General features: G+C 33.4%; 18 protein-coding genes. 16 read left to right on the top strand and 2 right to left on the bottom strand.

The annotated features are described in order from the left end of the window. Positions 1 to 18: 18 nt before the first annotated feature. From traU to AAGD26_RS04115, 9 genes are all read left to right on the top strand, one after another. The gene (traU, locus tag AAGD26_RS04155) at positions 19 to 1,005 is read left to right on the top strand and encodes a conjugal transfer pilus assembly protein TraU (RefSeq protein WP_341751211.1); all 987 of its coding nucleotides are present in this window, start codon (positions 19 to 21) and stop codon (positions 1,003 to 1,005) included. Continuing rightward, a complete protein-coding gene (gene trbC / locus AAGD26_RS04150; protein ID WP_341751210.1) occupies positions 975 to 1,658 on the top strand; it encodes a type-F conjugative transfer system pilin assembly protein TrbC in 684 nt (227 codons plus the stop codon). Before traU ends, trbC begins: the two co-directional genes overlap by 31 nt. Before the next feature lie 23 nt (positions 1,659 to 1,681). After that, positions 1,682 to 2,995 (top strand): hypothetical protein, encoded by a 1,314-nt coding sequence (locus tag AAGD26_RS04145; RefSeq protein ID WP_341751209.1) that lies wholly within the window; start codon positions 1,682 to 1,684, stop codon positions 2,993 to 2,995. 56 nt (positions 2,996 to 3,051) lie between these two features. Next, the gene (gene traN / locus AAGD26_RS04140; RefSeq protein WP_341751208.1) at positions 3,052 to 4,125 is read left to right on the top strand and encodes a conjugal transfer protein TraN; all 1,074 of its coding nucleotides are present in this window, start codon (positions 3,052 to 3,054) and stop codon (positions 4,123 to 4,125) included. Positions 4,126 to 4,161: 36 nt separating this feature from the next. Further along, a complete protein-coding gene (locus AAGD26_RS04135) occupies positions 4,162 to 4,335 on the top strand; it encodes a hypothetical protein (RefSeq protein WP_341751207.1) in 174 nt (57 codons plus the stop codon). Between the two features lie 30 nt (positions 4,336 to 4,365). Further along, positions 4,366 to 5,376, top strand: coding sequence for a virulence protein RhuM/Fic/DOC family protein (locus AAGD26_RS04130; RefSeq protein WP_341751206.1), 1,011 nt, complete (start codon positions 4,366 to 4,368; stop codon positions 5,374 to 5,376). Between the two features lie 16 nt (positions 5,377 to 5,392). Next, on the top strand, positions 5,393 to 6,181 hold the full coding sequence (gene traF, locus AAGD26_RS04125) for a conjugal transfer protein TraF (RefSeq protein WP_341751205.1): 789 nt from the start codon (positions 5,393 to 5,395) through the stop codon (positions 6,179 to 6,181). A 146-nt stretch (positions 6,182 to 6,327) separates the two neighbouring features. Further along, positions 6,328 to 7,755: a conjugal transfer protein TraH gene (locus tag AAGD26_RS04120; RefSeq protein WP_341751204.1), complete on the top strand. Its 1,428-nt coding sequence runs from the start codon at positions 6,328 to 6,330 to the stop codon at positions 7,753 to 7,755. Between the two features lie 44 nt (positions 7,756 to 7,799). After that, positions 7,800 to 10,637: a conjugal transfer protein TraG N-terminal domain-containing protein gene (locus tag AAGD26_RS04115; protein ID WP_341751203.1), complete on the top strand. Its 2,838-nt coding sequence runs from the start codon at positions 7,800 to 7,802 to the stop codon at positions 10,635 to 10,637. A 4-nt stretch (positions 10,638 to 10,641) separates the two neighbouring features. Here the strand turns inward: AAGD26_RS04115 and AAGD26_RS04110 are convergent, their stop codons facing one another. Continuing rightward, entirely contained in the window at positions 10,642 to 11,205 is a 564-nt protein-coding gene (locus AAGD26_RS04110) for a hypothetical protein (RefSeq protein WP_341751202.1), read from the bottom strand. A gap of 28 nt (positions 11,206 to 11,233) precedes the next feature. Between AAGD26_RS04110 and AAGD26_RS04105 the strand changes: the two genes are divergently transcribed. From AAGD26_RS04105 to AAGD26_RS04085, 5 genes are all read left to right on the top strand, one after another. Further along, on the top strand, positions 11,234 to 11,752 hold the full coding sequence (locus tag AAGD26_RS04105; protein WP_341751201.1) for a lytic transglycosylase domain-containing protein: 519 nt from the start codon (positions 11,234 to 11,236) through the stop codon (positions 11,750 to 11,752). Positions 11,753 to 11,929: 177 nt separating this feature from the next. Further along, positions 11,930 to 12,382, top strand: a complete 453-nt coding sequence (locus AAGD26_RS04100; protein WP_341751200.1) for a mobile mystery protein A — start codon at positions 11,930 to 11,932, stop codon at positions 12,380 to 12,382. After that, positions 12,379 to 12,960: a mobile mystery protein B gene (locus AAGD26_RS04095; RefSeq protein ID WP_341751199.1), complete on the top strand. Its 582-nt coding sequence runs from the start codon at positions 12,379 to 12,381 to the stop codon at positions 12,958 to 12,960. Before AAGD26_RS04100 ends, AAGD26_RS04095 begins: the two co-directional genes overlap by 4 nt. Before the next feature lie 151 nt (positions 12,961 to 13,111). After that, complete coding sequence (locus AAGD26_RS04090; RefSeq protein WP_341751198.1) at positions 13,112 to 15,091, top strand: type IV secretion system DNA-binding domain-containing protein; 1,980 nt, start codon at positions 13,112 to 13,114, stop codon at positions 15,089 to 15,091. Between the two features lie 49 nt (positions 15,092 to 15,140). Further along, a complete protein-coding gene (locus AAGD26_RS04085; RefSeq protein ID WP_341751197.1) occupies positions 15,141 to 15,749 on the top strand; it encodes a hypothetical protein in 609 nt (202 codons plus the stop codon). Between the two features lie 52 nt (positions 15,750 to 15,801). Here the strand turns inward: AAGD26_RS04085 and AAGD26_RS04080 are convergent, their stop codons facing one another. Then, positions 15,802 to 16,152 carry a hypothetical protein gene (locus tag AAGD26_RS04080; RefSeq protein WP_341751196.1) on the bottom strand — a complete coding sequence of 117 codons (351 nt, stop codon included), beginning with the start codon at positions 16,150 to 16,152 and terminating at the stop codon, positions 15,802 to 15,804. Positions 16,153 to 16,375: 223 nt separating this feature from the next. Between AAGD26_RS04080 and AAGD26_RS04075 the strand changes: the two genes are divergently transcribed. Together AAGD26_RS04075 and AAGD26_RS04070 are read left to right on the top strand one after the other, a co-directional pair. Then, positions 16,376 to 16,804, top strand: a complete 429-nt coding sequence (locus tag AAGD26_RS04075; protein WP_341751195.1) for a helix-turn-helix domain-containing protein — start codon at positions 16,376 to 16,378, stop codon at positions 16,802 to 16,804. Between the two features lie 94 nt (positions 16,805 to 16,898). Continuing rightward, the gene (locus AAGD26_RS04070; protein ID WP_341751194.1) at positions 16,899 to 18,191 is read left to right on the top strand and encodes an IS256 family transposase; all 1,293 of its coding nucleotides are present in this window, start codon (positions 16,899 to 16,901) and stop codon (positions 18,189 to 18,191) included. The last annotated feature ends 4 nt before the right edge of the window (positions 18,192 to 18,195 follow it).

The raw sequence follows: 18,195 nt of genomic DNA, 5'->3' as shown, positions 1-18,195 counted from the left end.
CTGTTAGTGGCTATTTTTATGCCATTTTCAGTATCTGCAAGTATTACATGTCAGGGGCATTTTGTCAATCCAATTACTGATATTTGTTGGAGTTGCATATTGCCAATAAGCATAGGCAACTTAATTAATATTGGTAGTGGTGTAACGCCTAAAAAAAGAGATACCAAAAATCCCTCATCACCAGTTTGTCTATGTATTAAAGCAAACATTCCTGTACCAGGGATAGCAATAGGATTTTGGGAACCAGTAAGACTTATTGATGTTACAAGAACCCCTTATTGTATGACTAACCTTGGTGGTATCTCTCTTGGTTCTGATAGCAAAAGGACTAGTAGTTTTAATAGAAGCTATGATGGCAGGCATGTTCACGATAGTTTCTATCACGTTCATTATTATATTTATCCACTAATTTATTGGCTTGAACTTATTACTGATTTTATTTGTTTAGAGCAGAGTAGCTTTGACGTGGCTTATATGAGTGAGTTTGACGTTACTTGGAATGATGAAAAATTGCAGAACCTGTTAAATCCTGAAGCTTTTTTATTTGCCAACCCTGTAGCTCAAGCAGCTTGTGGTTTGGATTGTGCAAGTAGCACAGCTAGGATGCCACTAGATAGTATGTTTTGGTGTGCTGGTTGCTTAGGTAATATGTACCCATTTAGTGGAGCAAATGCTGATCATGTTGGTGGAGTGCAATCAAGTAGTTTATTAGCTATTCGAATAATTGCCAAGATGCACCGAATAGGGCTTGCGGAGGAGACCTCAACTGATGAAAACACTCGGTTGGCAGGTGGAGGTAAATTGTGCCGTAAGTCTAAGGCATTAAAGATTAAGAAGAGCCAGTATAAACTACAAATGGTAAATCCAAAGTCAACATCAGATAGCATTGGTTGTTGGCCATTAGGTTTAAGTGACATGATGTATTCAACATTTAAAGAATATCCGTATGACGGACAAGATTGGGGGTATTTAGTATGGCGAAAGGCGAATTGCTGTGCTTTTTAGTTACATTACTATTTAACAGTAGTCACTTAACTATAGCACAAAACATCAGCAACACTAATAGTGAATTGTTAAATAACATAAAAAATATTGAGGCAACTGATCAGCAGCAAGATTGGGCTAAAAAATTGGGACATGTAGGACAAATACTAACAAGAGAAGCTATTTTACAAAAGCTGTGTGAGTTAGATAAGCAGCATTGTTTAAAGCAAGGACAAAATTGCAGTGATAAAGAATTAATAGACAAAGAACTTATTAATCCAGCAGTGCTTAAGATATTTGTAAGTAGTGGGATGCCAAGTAATTTACTGAAGACCTATCATCAGCAAGCAGTAAAATATGGTGGAACATTGGTATTTAAGGGATTACCTAATAGTAGTTTTAAAGAACTTAGCAAACTAGTTATGTCAATATCAGAAAATGGTGAAGTAGGCAGTATGCAAATAGATGACGAAGCTTTTGATCAGTTTGGTATTAATGTTGTGCCAGCTATTTTGTTGGTTAAACAAGAAGGTTACTTAGATGGGTGTTTTGGTAAATCTTGCAAAGTTACTTACGATAAGATTACTGGCAGTATAGGTATAAAAGCAGCTTTGGAGAAATTTGCGATTAATGGTGATTTATCACAAGAAGCACAAGAGTTGTTACAAAGATAAGAAGCAGGCGTAAGGATATAAAGATGAGAAGGATGAGGCAGATAGTTCTAATAGTTTTAGTGGTAACTATTACTTGTGCAGAAGCCCAATATTTAGACCCAATCAATAAGACCAATATTAATGAGGTAGATCCATTGTTTGAAAAGAATATAGACAATTATCAAAGTTGGAGTAGACAAATAGAAGATAGTAAAGCAGGTTTTGCTAGAGGAGTAGAGAATAGTCAAGGGTTAGGTGATTTAGTAGGTCATGATAAGCTACAATCGGAAGCAGATCGGTTAAGTAGTATAGAAGCAGAAGATTTAAGTAACAAAGGATGGGAGGAGTCAGCTAAAGACCCGTTCTATAACGAGATGTTTGTTGATTATAGCAGACCTGGCATGATGGCTCATAAACAAGATGCAGAAATGATAGCAAATGCATCTGGCAAGATGATGGATAATTTACTAGGACAACTGAGAGATATAGGAGTGGATTGTAAGACGGTTAAAGGCAATAAGGAAATAGAGCCGCAATATTTCATGGAGCTAAGTCGCAGAGATGAAAGAGCCAAGGGAGATACCATATATGACCAGTATTTCTGTGAACGCTTACGTAATAGATACGCTTGTGTTGATGGACTTACACTACAATGTTTGCAATTTTCTGAAAAGCCAGCTGAATTAACAATTAGTCAATCGAGTATGAAATACACCCCAAATATAGCAGGTTTAGTTAAACGTATTAGTTTTGTAGAACAATATGGCCCGAAACCCTGCAGTCTTTTTATGAGGCTTTTTGGTGGTGGTGGTGAGTCAAGTAGTTATGGAGGCGGTACAGTACACGGTTTTATTAATAAAGCGAGTGGGACAACTTACCATGCTCAGGAAGCAACTTGGCAGATAAGTTTTAATATATCTGCTAAAGTGGCAATGCTTACTAAAGTACAGTTAACTGCTGCTAGTTATGGTACGTTTATTATGTTTAAGCTAAATGGTCAGGTGATATTTGTTGGTCCTGTTAATGGCAACAATTTGTTTCTTAATGGTTATAGGTCAGTTGAAACTAAAGGTGAGAGGAAATATGGTGGTTTGGTTGGTAAGAGAATGACAGTTACCACTAATTATCCAATAGTTAGTACTGGTTTTGGTGAATATGCTCTAGGTTTAGATTCTATAGCTGATAGGTCTAGAGCTGAAGTAATCAACTTGTTGCCTCATATCAGGCAAGGAGACAATATACTGGAGATCAAGGCAATTGGTCGTGGAAATAACGAGGTAAGTTTTAATTTAGATGTAAGTGAGCGTATTTGTACATATTGGCAAGAGTATTGGCGTGAGCAATGTAGGTTAGAGTGATCAGAGTCATGAAGTTAATAAAAATAATAAGAATTTTATTATTGAGGGTAATTGTAATGTTCAGCATAGCAACTGAAACAACAGCATTGGCTGCTGGTAGATCAAACTTTGTTTCCAATTATCCTTGCCAAGAAGGACAAAAGAAGTGTTTAGCTAGTGGCGTAAGGGTAATAGATGGTTTTCAGGTACATAGAGACTGCTGGGAATGGGGGTATAGTAAAATTTGTAATTATCCGAGTAAAAATAACTGTGATCAATATGCACATTGCTATTTTGTTGCACTTTTAGAGTGTTTGCTTACCGATAGCTTAGGTAATTGTGTTAACAGGAAAGAGGAATATTCCTGTAAAAGATGGATACCATCCCCCATAGAGAGTCAGAAAGTACGGGTAGGATTTAAGGAAAAAGAAGGACCGGAAGGTCTTGTATGTAAAGGTATACCTTGTATTGATGGTAACTGCGTTGATAAAAGCTATATGACCAATGGTGAAATGATGGATTCAATTTCCAAGCTTTATGCGATAAGTCAGATCAAGGCAGGTGATGGATTCAATATTAAGTTGTTTGAAGGGCTTAGCATGCATTGTAGTAAGAAGGCAATCGGTTACAGTAATTGCTGCTCAGTGGATCAGAAAGGTTGGGGTAAGAATTTTGGAGCGGGCTGCAGTAAGGATGAGCAGTTGCTGATCGATAAGCGTAAAAAGAATCTATGTGTTTATGTTGGCAAAGAGGGAAAGCAGAATCTAGGAGTAACGAAGATAGTCAAGCATTATTATTGTTGTTTTGGTCAGATGCTAGACAAGGTCATACAGGTTGAAGGTCGGAAGCAGCTTGGTATGAGTTTTGGCAGTGGTGGCAATCCTAATTGTCGTGGTTTGACATTAGACGAAATATTAAGAATAGATTTCAATCGCGTCGATTTCACTGAGTTTATCGAGGAGTTTAAGGTAAAGTTTTTTGGCAAATATAAAGTACCAAATAACGGAGATATGAGCATGAGGGTTAAGGGTAGTCTGCAAAATATCAGGCAATATGATGACAACCCGAATAATCAGGCAAATAATCAAGCTGGTTGGAATATAGGAACAGAAGAAGAACGTAAAGCAGAGGCTATAAGGCAAGCAGAATAGAAGAAACAAGATGAAGCAAAAACTTCACAAAGGAAAGTGAAAGAACAAGAATTAGCTGAGCTGAAGAGACAGTTAAATACTGGACATAGTTTTTGTCAGAATTGTCCTAGTAAAGATCAGTTATTACAAAGGATAAAAATTCTAGAACAAGATTTAATTAATGGGAACTACTTAGTGGTGATTAAAAAGTTTAGTAGAATAATAATTTAGCAAAGAGTTAACAGTAAATCAGGAAAAAATATGACTAATATAGGACAAGAAAGCCAAATTAAGACGAAGCAAGAGAATAAAATAGCTATTTATCAAAGCAAAGATGGAAAAGTGACCGTAAATGTTCAGATATACGATGAAACTGTTTGGTTATCTTTAAATCAAATAGCTGAGGTTTTCCAGCGAGATAAATCAGTAATCTCAAGACATCTTAAAAACATATTTAAAGAAGGTGAATTAGAAGAATTAGCAGTTGTTGCAAAAAATGCAACAACTGCTGCTGATGGTAAGATATATCAAGTTGAATATTATAATTTAGATGCAATCTTATCAGTAGGTTACCGAGTTAATTCCAAATTTGGGGGGCAGTTTAGAAAATGGGCATCTAGTGTGTTAAAGGAGTACCTAATTAATGGCTATAGTATCAATCAACAACAAATTATTGGTGAAAAACTGGAACAGTTAAAACAAACAATAGAATTATTATCAACTACTTTAGTAAACCAAAATCTTGTGACTGATGAAGGACGAGAATTATTAAACCTAATTACTACATACTCTAAGACTTGGGATATTCTTATTAAGTATGATGAAGAAAATTTAGGTGTTCCTAAAAATCTACATAATTCAGACACGGTAATAATTTCATACCAAGAAGCACTAGTGGCTGTAGAGTCTTTAAGACAAGAATTAATAAAGCAAGGTTTAACAAGTCAGTTATTTGGTTTTGAGAAAGAGAATGGACTTCAAAGTATTTTAGCTAATTTAGAACAAAGCTTTGATGGAGCTAGTTTATATGGTTCTTTAGAAGAGAAAGCAGCTCATTTGATTTATTTTATTATTAAGGATCATCCATTTAGTGACGGTAATAAGAGGATTGGTAGTTTGTTATTTCTATTATATTTAAAAAAATCTAACTGTGATCTAAGAAAGATTAACCCAAGTAGTTTAACTGCTTTAGCACTACTTGTTGCTGAAAGTGATCCTAAACAAAAAGAGTTAATGATTAAGTTAGTAATTAACTTAATTAGCAATGATTAAATGGGTCTAGCAAGTTATGAGATTAATATTGTTTCTATCATTAATAGCTTATTTCTCTACTAGCTATGCCAAAGATTTCTTTGAACAGAGATATCGTGGTTGGTTATGGTTTGAGGAGAAGGAGTTGACAAAAGAATTAGAGAAGCAACAAGAGATATTAGTCATAGAGCAACAAAGAGAGCAAGAATACGCCAAAGCAAGGCAGGAAGTGGAACAATTTAGCAAAGAGCTAGAGGAGCTAAAGTTTATGATGATTAGATACCCAGAAAATATCGAACATGTAAGAAGATATAAAGAAAAGGAAACCTTGATGTTAGATAATAGTTTAAAACTTGCTCATAGCTTTAGGATGGTAAATTTCCTGTACCCTGAGACTATCAATTTAATTGAGAATCCAATTAATCTGTATGGCAGAAGAATAAAAGAAGAGACGGATCAACAAAAGCTAGCTGGCAAACTTAAGATACTTGCTACTCAGATAGAACTCTTTGTATTTTTTTCGTCAAATTGTCCTTATTGCATAGCTCTAGAGCCAGTACTAAATGACTTTGCTAAGAAATATGGATTTAAAGTAGAAGCAGTCAGTCTAGATGGTAGCAAAAGCAAATTTTTTAAGACTTACCAAAATCAGGAAATTGCTGAAAAGCTAAATTTGCAAAAAGCTCCAACAATTGTAGCTGTTACAAATGATAGTAAGATTCATTTCGAACTTATCAGAGGTACAGCATCGATGTCAGAGCTTGAGGAAGCTGGGTTATTGGCAAGTGAGTATTTAAATAAGATGGAAGGAACGGAGGGAATATAGCTAACCCGAATAGGTTATTGATATTATTATAAGTTCCTAAACGTCATTGCGAGGAGCTACTAAAGTAGCTCCTCGCAATGACAGAAAAACTATCTAGAACATTAACAGGTTAACTATAACTGAAGAAAAAACTAAGGTAGCAGAAAATGATGATTAGAAAGTTAATACGGAGATTATCTATTCATTGCTTATTAGCAATATGCTTACTAGTGAGCAACAATAGTTATGCAGGCATAGAGAAGTTAATTAAAAGCGTTATGCCAAGTGGTACTATGAGTAATGTAACTAGATCAGCGATCGTACAAGATCAATTAGCAGGTCATATAATTGGCGGATCAGTGCTAATTAAGTCGCCACCTATAGAAGATTTACAGCTTTTTAATTTTCAATCTCCTAGTTGTAAGCTTGGAGGATTGCCTTGTGGAGCACAGTTAGATCTTAGAGGTGGAGCATTATCATTTTTGAAAAGTGCTGCTATGGAACGATTTCTTAAAGAAATGGTACAAAATGTTGGCGGCTATGCAGCAATTATGGCAATTAAAACCATCTGTCCGCAATGTGAGAATATTATGACTTACTTAGAGCAAATGCAAAGAAATATCAACCAATTCAATATTAATTCTTGTGACATGGCTACTCAGATCAGTAATGGTCTAGCAAGTAAAATGGATAAAGGAGCAGAACTTACCCGCCAAAGTGACTTGGTAATGACAGGCAGAGGAAGTGATATGGCAGATATTAGAGACAAGGCAAAACATGATACTGGTGATCCAACCAAAAGCAATAAAGAACTTGAGAGTTTACTTGGTGATAATTTTAATTTGGTATGGAAGGCTCTTGATAAGAAAATAAGTAGCTCAGGAGATGCTACTACTTTTAAAGAATTACTCATGAGCATATCAGGAACTATTATTGGCAAAAAAGATGCTGAAGGACGTCGTTCAATAACTCATAAAAAATCATTGGTTAATAAGGAATTAATAGGGGAGTTTATTGGAGTTCGTAGTGGTAATGTAGATGTAGAGCTGTATAAGTGTGGTGAAACAAACTTATGCTTACTCCCCCAAAAAGCCAAAACTAAGTTATCAGATAAAGATACACTATATGGTAGCATTGATCAAATGCTATTTTCTATGGTTAAGAAAATAAAGAATAATAACGGTAATTTTACTGAGGATGAAGAAAATCTAATTGCTTTATCATCCATTCCACTAACTAACAAGATTCAGAGAGAACTTGCTACTAATACTGATAATGCTTACTTAACAGTACGGATAGCTGAATTTGTTGAAAGCTTATGCTATGACGTAGTAACTAACTACCTTACTAAATTATTACAACAAACTTCTGAAGCAGTATCAGAGCTTTCTTACTTACAGCTTGCAGATATAGGGGTATTTACCAGCTTTGAGCAGGAAGTCAATAACACTATTAGCTTTTTGATAAGCAACAGAGAAAATGCCTTTAGGCGTTATAATATTATTGAGCAAACCAAGATGAGAATGTTGCAAGAAGAAAAATACTTTGAGATGAAGTTTCAGGAGTTTATGTCCACTAATCAAATGGATGGATAAAAGCTGGGTAGGAAAAGGATAGTAAGGTAAATAGGTAAAGAAATATGGAACTAAATTTAACAATCCATACTTACGGTTATTACGATGCTTTGTACTATGTATTAAATGGTTTAGCAATGTTACGTAATAGTGAATTTTATACAGATTTAGTAAATAGTCTATGCATAATTACTGGATGTTATTATGCAGTAAAAATGTCGTATAGTAATAATTCTATGGTGTGGCGGGCATATGTGCTTAAAGTACTTGGTATGATTGTATTAATCAATGCATTATTACTGCCTAAAACAGAAATGATTATTAAAGATCATGTAAGTAAAATAATAGGTAAGGTTGATAATATTCCTATAGCTTTTGCCCTGCCAGTTGGCATATTAGAAGAATTTGGTCATTTGGTCACTATTGGTTTTGAACAAGTATATGCACCGATAGAAGCTCTTGTTAGTACGTCACCTATATTTTCTTATTATAATTATGGTATGTTATTTGGTGCAAGACTAAAAAAGGAATTACGTCAGGTTCGTATTAAAGACCCAGAGTTTGTAGAAAATATGCGTTCTTTTATCAAGCAATGTGTTGTACTACCAGCAATGATAGGCTATCAGTTTACTCCTAAACAATTAATAGATACTCCTGATATTTGGAAATTAGTGAGTAGCAAGGCTGGCACATTGACCCGTCTTTACATTAGAGACGGTAAGAATCTGCGTAATGTTACTTGCCAAGATGCAGCAAATCTCTTTGAGAATTATTTTGATGGAGAGATCAAAAGGGTAGTATCAAAAAATGCCAATACAGAATTTGCTAAAGCAAGAGGTGGATCAGATTATGTCCCTTCAGCTAGGTCATCAAGCAGTTCATCAAGTATCCTATCAAATATTCTCGAGAAAAATATTAGTAGTCTTTATGGAGGTGGTCAAAAAGCAGGTGACATACTAAGGCAGCAAATGATGATTAACAGTATATCTGATTATACCGCAAGTAACTATGCAGTAGCTCGTTCTCGAACCAGCCAAGAAAGTGGTTGGTTATTATCAAGTGATATGGCTAGCTTGTATTTACCAATGTTACTAGTCGTAATAAAATGCATAGTCTATGCCTCGTTTATGTTTTTAGTGCCAATGTTAATCTTTAGTGGTGGCATAGCAAAATATACTTCTTATCTGACTTTAGTTGCCTCACTACAATTATGGCCGTCATTAAATGCTATTATTAATATGATCATGGGTACTTATAGTAATTTAAAAACTGGCTCAAATTTAATGTTAAGTTTCAGTAGTAGCAGCACAATCACCAATCACGTTGATACAATAGTAACAGTAGCAGCAGGTTTGCAAATGGTAATACCATTTTTGGCATTTGCTATTATGCAATCGGGTGTTAACAGTCTTGGTCATTTAGCTGGCTCAATTATTGGTGGACTGCAAGCAACATCGGGCAGTATAGGAGCAGAGGTAGCAAGTGGCAATAGAAGCATTGATAATGTTTCAGAAGGAAATAATCAGCGATATATGAAGTCAGGATATAAGCTTGATTATAATATGCAATATGTTGAAGGTGGCAATAGCTGGCAACAAGCTGATGGTAGTATATCTCGCAATAATCCTGATGGTAGCGTAATTTACAGTGGCGGTCAAGGTATTAACACTTCTGTTGGTATTACCAAATTTAATTTGGAACAAACAGCCCAGAATCATGTGACTCAAGGCATACACACGTCTGAAAGTTTATTGAAGTCAGATCAAAGGGCATTATCAGATGCAAAGAGTAACACCTTGAGCAAAACAGCTGATTTTGTTTCCAACTTAGCACAGCGTGAACATAGTGGGGAAAGCTTTAATTATGATACAATGGGAGAGCAAGGCAAGTCACTTCAGCGGGCAGTAAACAACGTCAGAACTCTTAAAGAACAATATGGATATAGTTGGCAACAAGCAACAGATGCAGCGTTAAAAGCATCTATGACTGCGGCTACTCCACTAAAAGGACTTACTGGTATTGGTATCTCTGGTAGTGTAGAAGGTTCACTCACTGCTAGAAATGTAAGTGATCAGTCTTTTATGGAGGATAGTGATACATCAACACAAAATAATACTCATGAAGATTACAACAATATAGTCAAAGCAGCATCAAGTGAAGTATGGGGAAAAGATAATAGTGCTGAGAAACATTATAGTGATGCAGTAAGGAACAGTTATGAAAAGCAACAAAGATTAGAAGAACAAGTATCAATGCGTCAAGAAACAGTAGATAATTGGTACAAAACAAAAAGCAGACTTGAATCAGAATCAGCAACAGTTAACAAGGATATGTATCAAGAAGTGTTAGACCGCTGCGTAATAGAGTTTGGTATGGATGCAAACTCTGTGAGGAAGCTAGTAGACAAGCAGCATCCTGACGTGATGAAAGTATGGAATAAAATAGCCTCTGAAGAATTACAAAATTTAATACCTGAAATAAATAGTGGTAAGCACCAAGTATCGGGTCAGCATGCAGAAAAAGCATTAAATGATTTTAGCAATGAACATGATAAGCGAATTAATAGAAATCCTGAATCACAAGTTAAAGAAATAGCAACAAAAAGCGGTATTAATAATGAAGAATTTATAGCAAATATTAAAGGCAAAGAGGGAAAACTTAAAAATAAGTTTGAAGAAGTAACAGGTAAAAATACTGAACAATATAATAATATCCGACAAGTTAATGAACTTGAGCGAAAAGATTTACAAGCAGAAGTTGATAAGTATGAAGAGAATAGAAAATATTTACGTTCTGGTAAAACACTTGGTATAGGTGGAACAACTAAAGGTTCTCCAAAAGGCTGGCTTAACAAAGGAGCTTATCAAAGTGTAAGACAGAGTAAACCAAAATATTCTAAGTAAAAGATTACTTTCTATGATAATACATATTACTAGGTAAATTACGATGTTCAATGCCTGTATAATATATGTTATTAGAACTAAAGGTAGAAGAAGAATGGACATTGACATTATATCTCCCTGCTTTCATACCAATCACTTCTTCTTGCCAAGCATTTTTGTTAAATAAAATAGAAATAGGACAATTTTTGTATATGAAGTATAAAGTAGGTATTGCAAGCAAAAAACCAAGAAATGTGGTAGCTGTCAAATCAAACAAAATAACTCCATTGAGCATAAAGAACGGTATAAATACAAAAGCTGTTAATACTATTGTAAGTGCCAGCACTGTCCCAAAATTTTTTGGCAGTCTATCCGTTAGAGACTGGTCTTGTTTATTAAAAAATGTTTTATCTTCAGTGTACGTTACTTTATTAAACATAACTAGAAATTTAGGTACTACAAATAGTGTAATTAATGTTAAAAAAATACTGTCAAATATTTCGCTCATTGCCATATTAAAGCATATCCCCAGCCAAAACATTAAATTCCAAAAATTATCTTTATTTAGCCGTGACTTGATCCAGTTCATAAGATACCTTAGATTTAAGCTATATAAAATGATAATATCATGGTTTGATATTTTAAGTAAAGAAATAATCAAGATTTTGGTTATTACAATAGTTGCTTTTTCACAAAATATGGTGTTTGCACAAGATTTAGCGGGATTAATTAGCACAGTTGAAAAAGAACATAATATTCCAAGTGGTTTATTGAAAGCTATTGCTGAAGTAGAGTCTGAAATGAAAGTTTATGCAGTAAATTTAGGTGGTAAAGCGTTCATTGCCAAGTCTAAGGCGGAAGCATCTAAAAATATACTTTCTTATCTGAGAAAAGGACATACAAATATTGATATTGGCGTAATGCAAATCAATTGGTACTGGCATAAAAGACATTTTTCTAGTCTTGATGAAATGCTTACTCCTAAAACTAACGTTGAATATGCAGCCAAACTACTAACTGATTTATATCTGCAACATGGTGATTGGCAAAAGGCCGTAAGACTTTATCATTCTGCCAAGCCATATTATCATAAGCAATATTCAAGAAAGGTACTATTGTCTTGGCTTGGGAGCTAAAACGGTACTACAAATTTACATTAGTTTATTTGTTAGTAGTATTTTTTGAATTATTATTACTACTAATAATTTGCATTTGTAGATTATTAGTAGTACTGAATCCATATAAAAACAATATGTATATTGTTTTTATATGATGTTATAGTAATATATAAGTTTACTTATGAGTTTATAATTATGAATTGGTCTTTAAGAAAATTAACCTGCAAACAGCTAATGAATCAATTAAGCCCATTAGAAAATATGATAATACCAAGTAACGGATGGTTAAAAACCATAAGAACTGCAATCGGTATGACAAGTCAGCAGCTAGCTCGTCGGTGTGGGGTTAGCAAACAAAGAATCTTACGTATAGAAAATGATGAGGTATTGATGAAGACAACCCTTGCAACTTTAGAAAAAGTCGCAAGTCAACTAGGTTGCAAGTTAGTTTATGCTATAGTTCCAGAAAAAAACTTACTAAATATTATAGAAGAGCAAGCAGAAAGAACGGCTATAGATAGGCTAAAGGAAATATCACATTCGATGATATTGGAAGATCAAAAAGTAATTGATAAAAAACAGCAAGAGCAAATTGAAATTCTAAAAGAAGAATTAATGAAAAATAATATAAAAACTATTTGGCAATGAGATTTATTTACGCTGAAGGTGCTACTCCTTTAAATCAAGATGAAATCAATAATTTATTACCAAAACATTTAACCACTCAAAGTGAGCTAAATGAATGGGAACAATATAATATTCTAAAAGCAGAGGAATGGGTGTTACAGAGAAAAAGGCGAGATATTTTATCAATAAGTTTTGCACAAAAATTACATAATAAAATGTTTGATAATACTTGGAGTTGGGCAGGTAAGTTTAGAAAAACTCAAACCAATATAGGAGTAAATAGTATTTATATAGGGCAGGAACTCAAATTATTATTTGATGATACTATTTACCAGTTAACACATAAAATTTACCCTTTACGAGAAACTGCAATAAGATTTCACCATAGGCTGGTATTTATCCACCCATTCCCAAACGGTAATGGAAGGTTTTCTAGGCTCTTCGCTGACTTTATATTAGTAAGTCATAATGAGCGTAGATTTAGTTGGGGTAGAAGCAATTTAATTTGTGATAATGCTACTAGAAAACAATATTTAGAAGCTCTAAGAGCTGCTGATAATAATGATTATAGTAAATTAATAATATTTGCTGATAGTTAAAAATATTCAAGAAAAGTAGCATCATGGACTTAGTGGTTAATCGAAAATGTATTATAATAGATAATAAATTAAGAGAATATACATACCAATGGTTGGTCTTTAAAATAAGATATATTTTATAAACTTATTACTTTAAATTTAGTCAAATTGTATGCTAAATAATTTTATAGGTGGTGGTCAGATATTCTTGCATAAGATCAGGATGTTTTTGCAGGTATTTAATCGCTCTATTGTTATTTCGTGCATTGTAAGTGTGATAATTACCATAGTTCTAGCTTACCCCAAGCTAGAACTATATGATTTATCTGCTGCTGTAACTTATCAAAAAGCCTTACTAGCCAGTAACTTTGATAATAGCGTGCGTCCTATTAAGGTAATGATCAATCCTAAAGGCAAAAAATATGTTACCCTAATTAATGCCTATAATCATGCTGGTTTATATAGGAGTAATATTGATCCACAACTGATCTTGACTTCCTCTAAATTCAGTAAGAATTATTATCAGCTAGTTAGTTTTATCAAAGCTAAATTATTACTCTGCCTTGGTTTGATGTTTGGTATTTTTGTTAGCATCTTTCTGCTGTGGACAAAATTTGGTAAGTCGGTATCACTAGAAAAACAAATTAGCGGTAGTACTATTAAGTCAGCAAAAGAAATAACTAACTATTTAAATAAAGCTAATAAAGCAAGTAAATTCATTGTAGGTAGCATGCGACTTGTTAAAGATAGCGAAACTAGGCATATTATAGCTATTGGCACTACCGGTTCTGGTAAGACTAATTTGTTTAATAATTTAATTCCGCAAATCAGGAACTTTCAACAACCAGCATTGGTCGTTGATCAAACAGGGGAAATGATAGAAAGATATTATAACCCGGATAGAGGAGATATTATCTTTAATCCATTAGATGCTAGATCTCATAGTTGGGATTTTTGGACTGATACTAGTTCTAATAATAGTAATGATCATGAACAAGCAGAATATATTGATCCAAAGTTAGATAAATTTGCTAAAGTACTGTTTAAGTTTAACAAGAAGACTAGTAGCGGCTTTGATCCATTTTGGAATAATAGTAGTGCAACTATTTTTTGTGCTTGTGTTCAATCCTTAATAAAAGAAGGCAATAAATCAATTACTGAACTGCAGAAAATGTTACAGCTATCTTCTAGGCAATCACTTGAGAAAAAGTTAGCTAATACAGTAGCCGCTAGATATTTAACAGCCAGTAATAAGACTACTGCTAGTTCTATTTTATCAGTGCTGGCGACTAGTACTGCTCCTCTAAATCTCTTATTTGACTCTGAAAGAAAATTTTCCCTGACCAAATATTTTACTGAAGTAGCCCAAGGCAGTCCCGCTTGGTTATTCTTGAGTAACAGACCAGATATGCGAAACGTTACAATGCCGCTAACTAGCTGTTTATTTGAACTAGCAATTTCATGTCTAATTGGCATAGGGATCAATGAAAAAAGGCGTATGTGGTTTATCATCGATGAACTAGCTTCTTTAGGTAATTTGCCTAGCTTTCCTACTTTAATATCAGAATCACGAAAATATGGAGGGTGCGTTCTTTGTGCTACTCAATCAATTAATCAAATATTCGATAATTTTGGTATGTTGCAAGGTAGCAGTATCTTTGGTCAATTTGCTACTAAGTTTCTCTTTAGAAGTGATGAGCCAGCTACAGCTAAAATTATTACTGAGATATTTGGACAACTGGAATATGCTACTAGCCAAAAAAATACTTCTTATGGAGCTCATGAGTTTCGAGATGGTATTAGCTATAGTGAAAATACTAAACATAAAGCTTTAATCACTACCGATGATCTTGCTACTTTAGCAGATTTAGAGTGTTTTGTTGGACTACCTGAGCCAAAAGCTAGAATAGCTAGAATTAAAGTGCCTTTAGCGGCGGATGTTCCTAAAAAACACCCATATTTTGTTGCTGCAAGTAAGCTTCCTGAACATTATAATAATTCCATTAATAATCATAATGTTCAGGAAGCTAGTGTTTCTGATATTTCAAATGACCAAGCAAGTATAACAGATGTTGAGCAAGTAGTATCACAAGAACCACGTAAGGATCAACCTTGGTGGCAAGAAGCTAGGCAAGAATATGGTAAAAAATGATTGCTATAACTAACGAGTATAATACATTAACGAATATTCATGGTAAAAAATGAGTAAAAAAATAACGACTGACTTTACTACAGTTTATGACAAAGTAGACAAGCACTTTACTACATGTATAGAACTTATTAAAGAACTACCATATATTAAACGGGAGGTTCAAGATATTTTAGCATCTTTTAGTGATTCCACTAAGCAATATAGTAATAATATTAATATTCAGTTGGAAGATTTTAAAAAAAATCTTTCTAAGCTTAGTGAGGAGTGCTATATCTTAAGCAAAATACCGGAAAAGTTAGATAAAAGCATAATAACTATAGCCCCTGAAGTTGCTGAGGAAATTCAAAGTCACAACCAACTTAAAATAGATGAAATGACTATAGCAATTAATAGCTGTAGTCAAAATCTCAACAAAATTAAAGATGATATTGAGTCTCTTAGGATTAATCGTAGCAAAAATTTCTTTCCTGTAGTAGCGATTAGTCTTAGCTTATCAACTATTACTACAACCACTGTCCTTTATTTTGTGTTACAATGGTTTCCACCACAGCAAAAATATTTAGTTGATAAAGCTCACGATATTCATACAGAAGGAGTAGTACAAATATTTGATATGCAAGGTAAATTCTGTAATAAAGCAAAAGTAATCAAGGATTGAAGAACCTTTTAATATACCAAATTAATTGGCAACTGGGGTTAGTTAATGTTAATTATTTTTGTTTCTTGGTCTGTAGCGTAGTATTAGACCTAGCAAATATTTTAAACTCATCAAGTAGTATTTTAAGATGCAGATTTGTATCTTCTAACTGAAAGGTAGCATGTAATAGGTGATGTTCTTTCTTAACTGTACTATTAGCTAGCTCTGTTGTTTTTTTATACAAACCTGTTATTTCATCTTGTGCTTTAATGTATATGCTAGAGAAGTTCTCGCAAATAACCTTAATGTTGCTACAGGTTGATCTGATTTGATTAAGCCATTTGACCGAGAGTAGTATTAATAATATTTGTCCGATGATTAGGCTAAATACTCCAATGGTCAAGGCTAATATTTGGTAATTCATGTTCTACTTTATTATGATTAGCTTTTAATAAAAAACATCCCTTTTGATGTTGTTCAATTATGTCCTGCCTTTAAATTCTATATATAGAATTATATGTATAATACTTTTATTGCTAATGTCAATAATTATGCATATAAAATTTGACAAAAAAACATTTATGTGAGAATTAATACATAGTGGAACATAAATGTAACTAAAAAATAATTGAATTACTTAAAACATAATGTCATATACAACATTACAAAAAAATTTAGATAAAATTATTAAAGACCGTAATTACCAAGTTACTGAACTTGAAAGAAAAGCTGGTTTAAAGAAAAATAATATATACAATATTCTAAAGGGAATATCTAAAAAACCTTCAGCAGAGTTGTTACAAACAGTGGCCGATGTACTAGGTGTAACTGTTAAAGATTTATATAATCCCTTTATTGAAACAAAAAATTATTTAAATAATGATGATTTTGAATTGATGGAAAAAGTACTTAAGACTGTAATAGAAGAGGTAAAAAATCTTAAGCTAGAAGTTACTGAAGTGGATATAGTCAATATTATGTTAGAAGTGTTTAATTACTCGAAACCCGAACCCAAAAAAGAATTAGAGAAAAGATTTATTAATTGGATATTACAACAACGCATACAAAAAAAGTAAATTTGGGGCAAAAATGGAGTCTGTCATAAAGATTGTGTAAGTTGAAAAAAGTAGTAAAAATAAGATTACGAAAAAACACTTACATGAGGTTAATATGAAGAAGAAAACAAAAACAATAAATCAATCTGTAGAAAAAGTAGTATCAGAACTTTTGTCACAAAGTAATCCATCAGAAATTTTTGGCAAAGATGGGATATTGCAAGAGTTAAAAAAACAACTAGTTAATAAGATTCTAGAAAAAGAGATGGAATCTTATATTGGATATGAGAAACATTCCAAGGATGAGAAAGAATCTGAAAACAGACGCAATGGTAGTTATGAAAAGACTATAATAGATGAAGATGGTAGGAATATAACAGTAGATGTTCCAAGAGATAGAGAAGGAGAATTTGAACCCCTATTAATTCCTAAGGGAGTTCGACAATTTAAAGGGTTTGATGAGAAGGTAATATCTCTGTATGCAAGAGGTATGACTACAAGGGAGATACAAGGACATTTAGAGGAAATCTATTCTACCAAAGTATCTGCAGAATTAATATCTAAAGTAACTGACGGAGTTTTGGAGGATATTATAAATTGGCAGAATCGTCCCCTTGATAGTATATATCCGATAATATATCTTGACTGCATATATGTCAAAGGAAGAGACAATCACACTATAATAAATAAAGCAGTTTATATAGCTATAGGTGTTAATATGGAAGGTAAGAAAGAGCTATTTGGTATTTGGGTTGGCAAGAATGAAGGTTCTAAATTTTGGATGCAAGTGGTAACTGAGCTAAAGAATAGGGGAATTGAAAAGATATATGTTGCTTGTGTAGATGGTCTAAAAGGCTTTCCTGAAGCTATAAATAGTGTTTTTCCTAAAACTATTGTACAATTATGTATCGTGCATATGGTTAGGAATTCTACCAAGTACGTGTCATATAAAGATTTAAAATCGGTAACAGCTGATTTAAAGAAAATTTATACAGCAATAAACGAGGCGGAAGGGATTAGAGAGCTACAAAACTTTAGTAAAAAATGGGACGAAAAATATCCAGTAATTTCTGACATGTGGCAACGTCTTTGGTCAGGTATAGCCCCGCTTTTTAGTTTTCCTGAAGGGATTAGAAAGGCAATATATACTACTAATACTATTGAATCAGCCAATCGGCAAATCAGGAAAATTATAAAAAATAAAGGGGTATTTCCAGATGATAAATCAATTCAGAAAATAATATTTTTGGCATTGACAAACGCTCAAAAGAAGTGGACAATGCCAATTAAAGATTGGTCAGTTGCCTTGAATCAATTTGCCATACTTTGTGGTACTGATGACCAAAAATGGGCAAATGTCGATCAAAGATGGACTAACTCTGACATCATACTTACACAATCTTTCTGATAGA

This window comes from Candidatus Tisiphia endosymbiont of Piscicola geometra, from assembly GCF_964026415.1.
Classification (GTDB): domain Bacteria; phylum Pseudomonadota; class Alphaproteobacteria; order Rickettsiales; family Rickettsiaceae; genus Tisiphia.
Note: the sequence above shows the minus strand (reverse complement) of the source record. Positions and strands in the feature narration are given on the sequence as shown.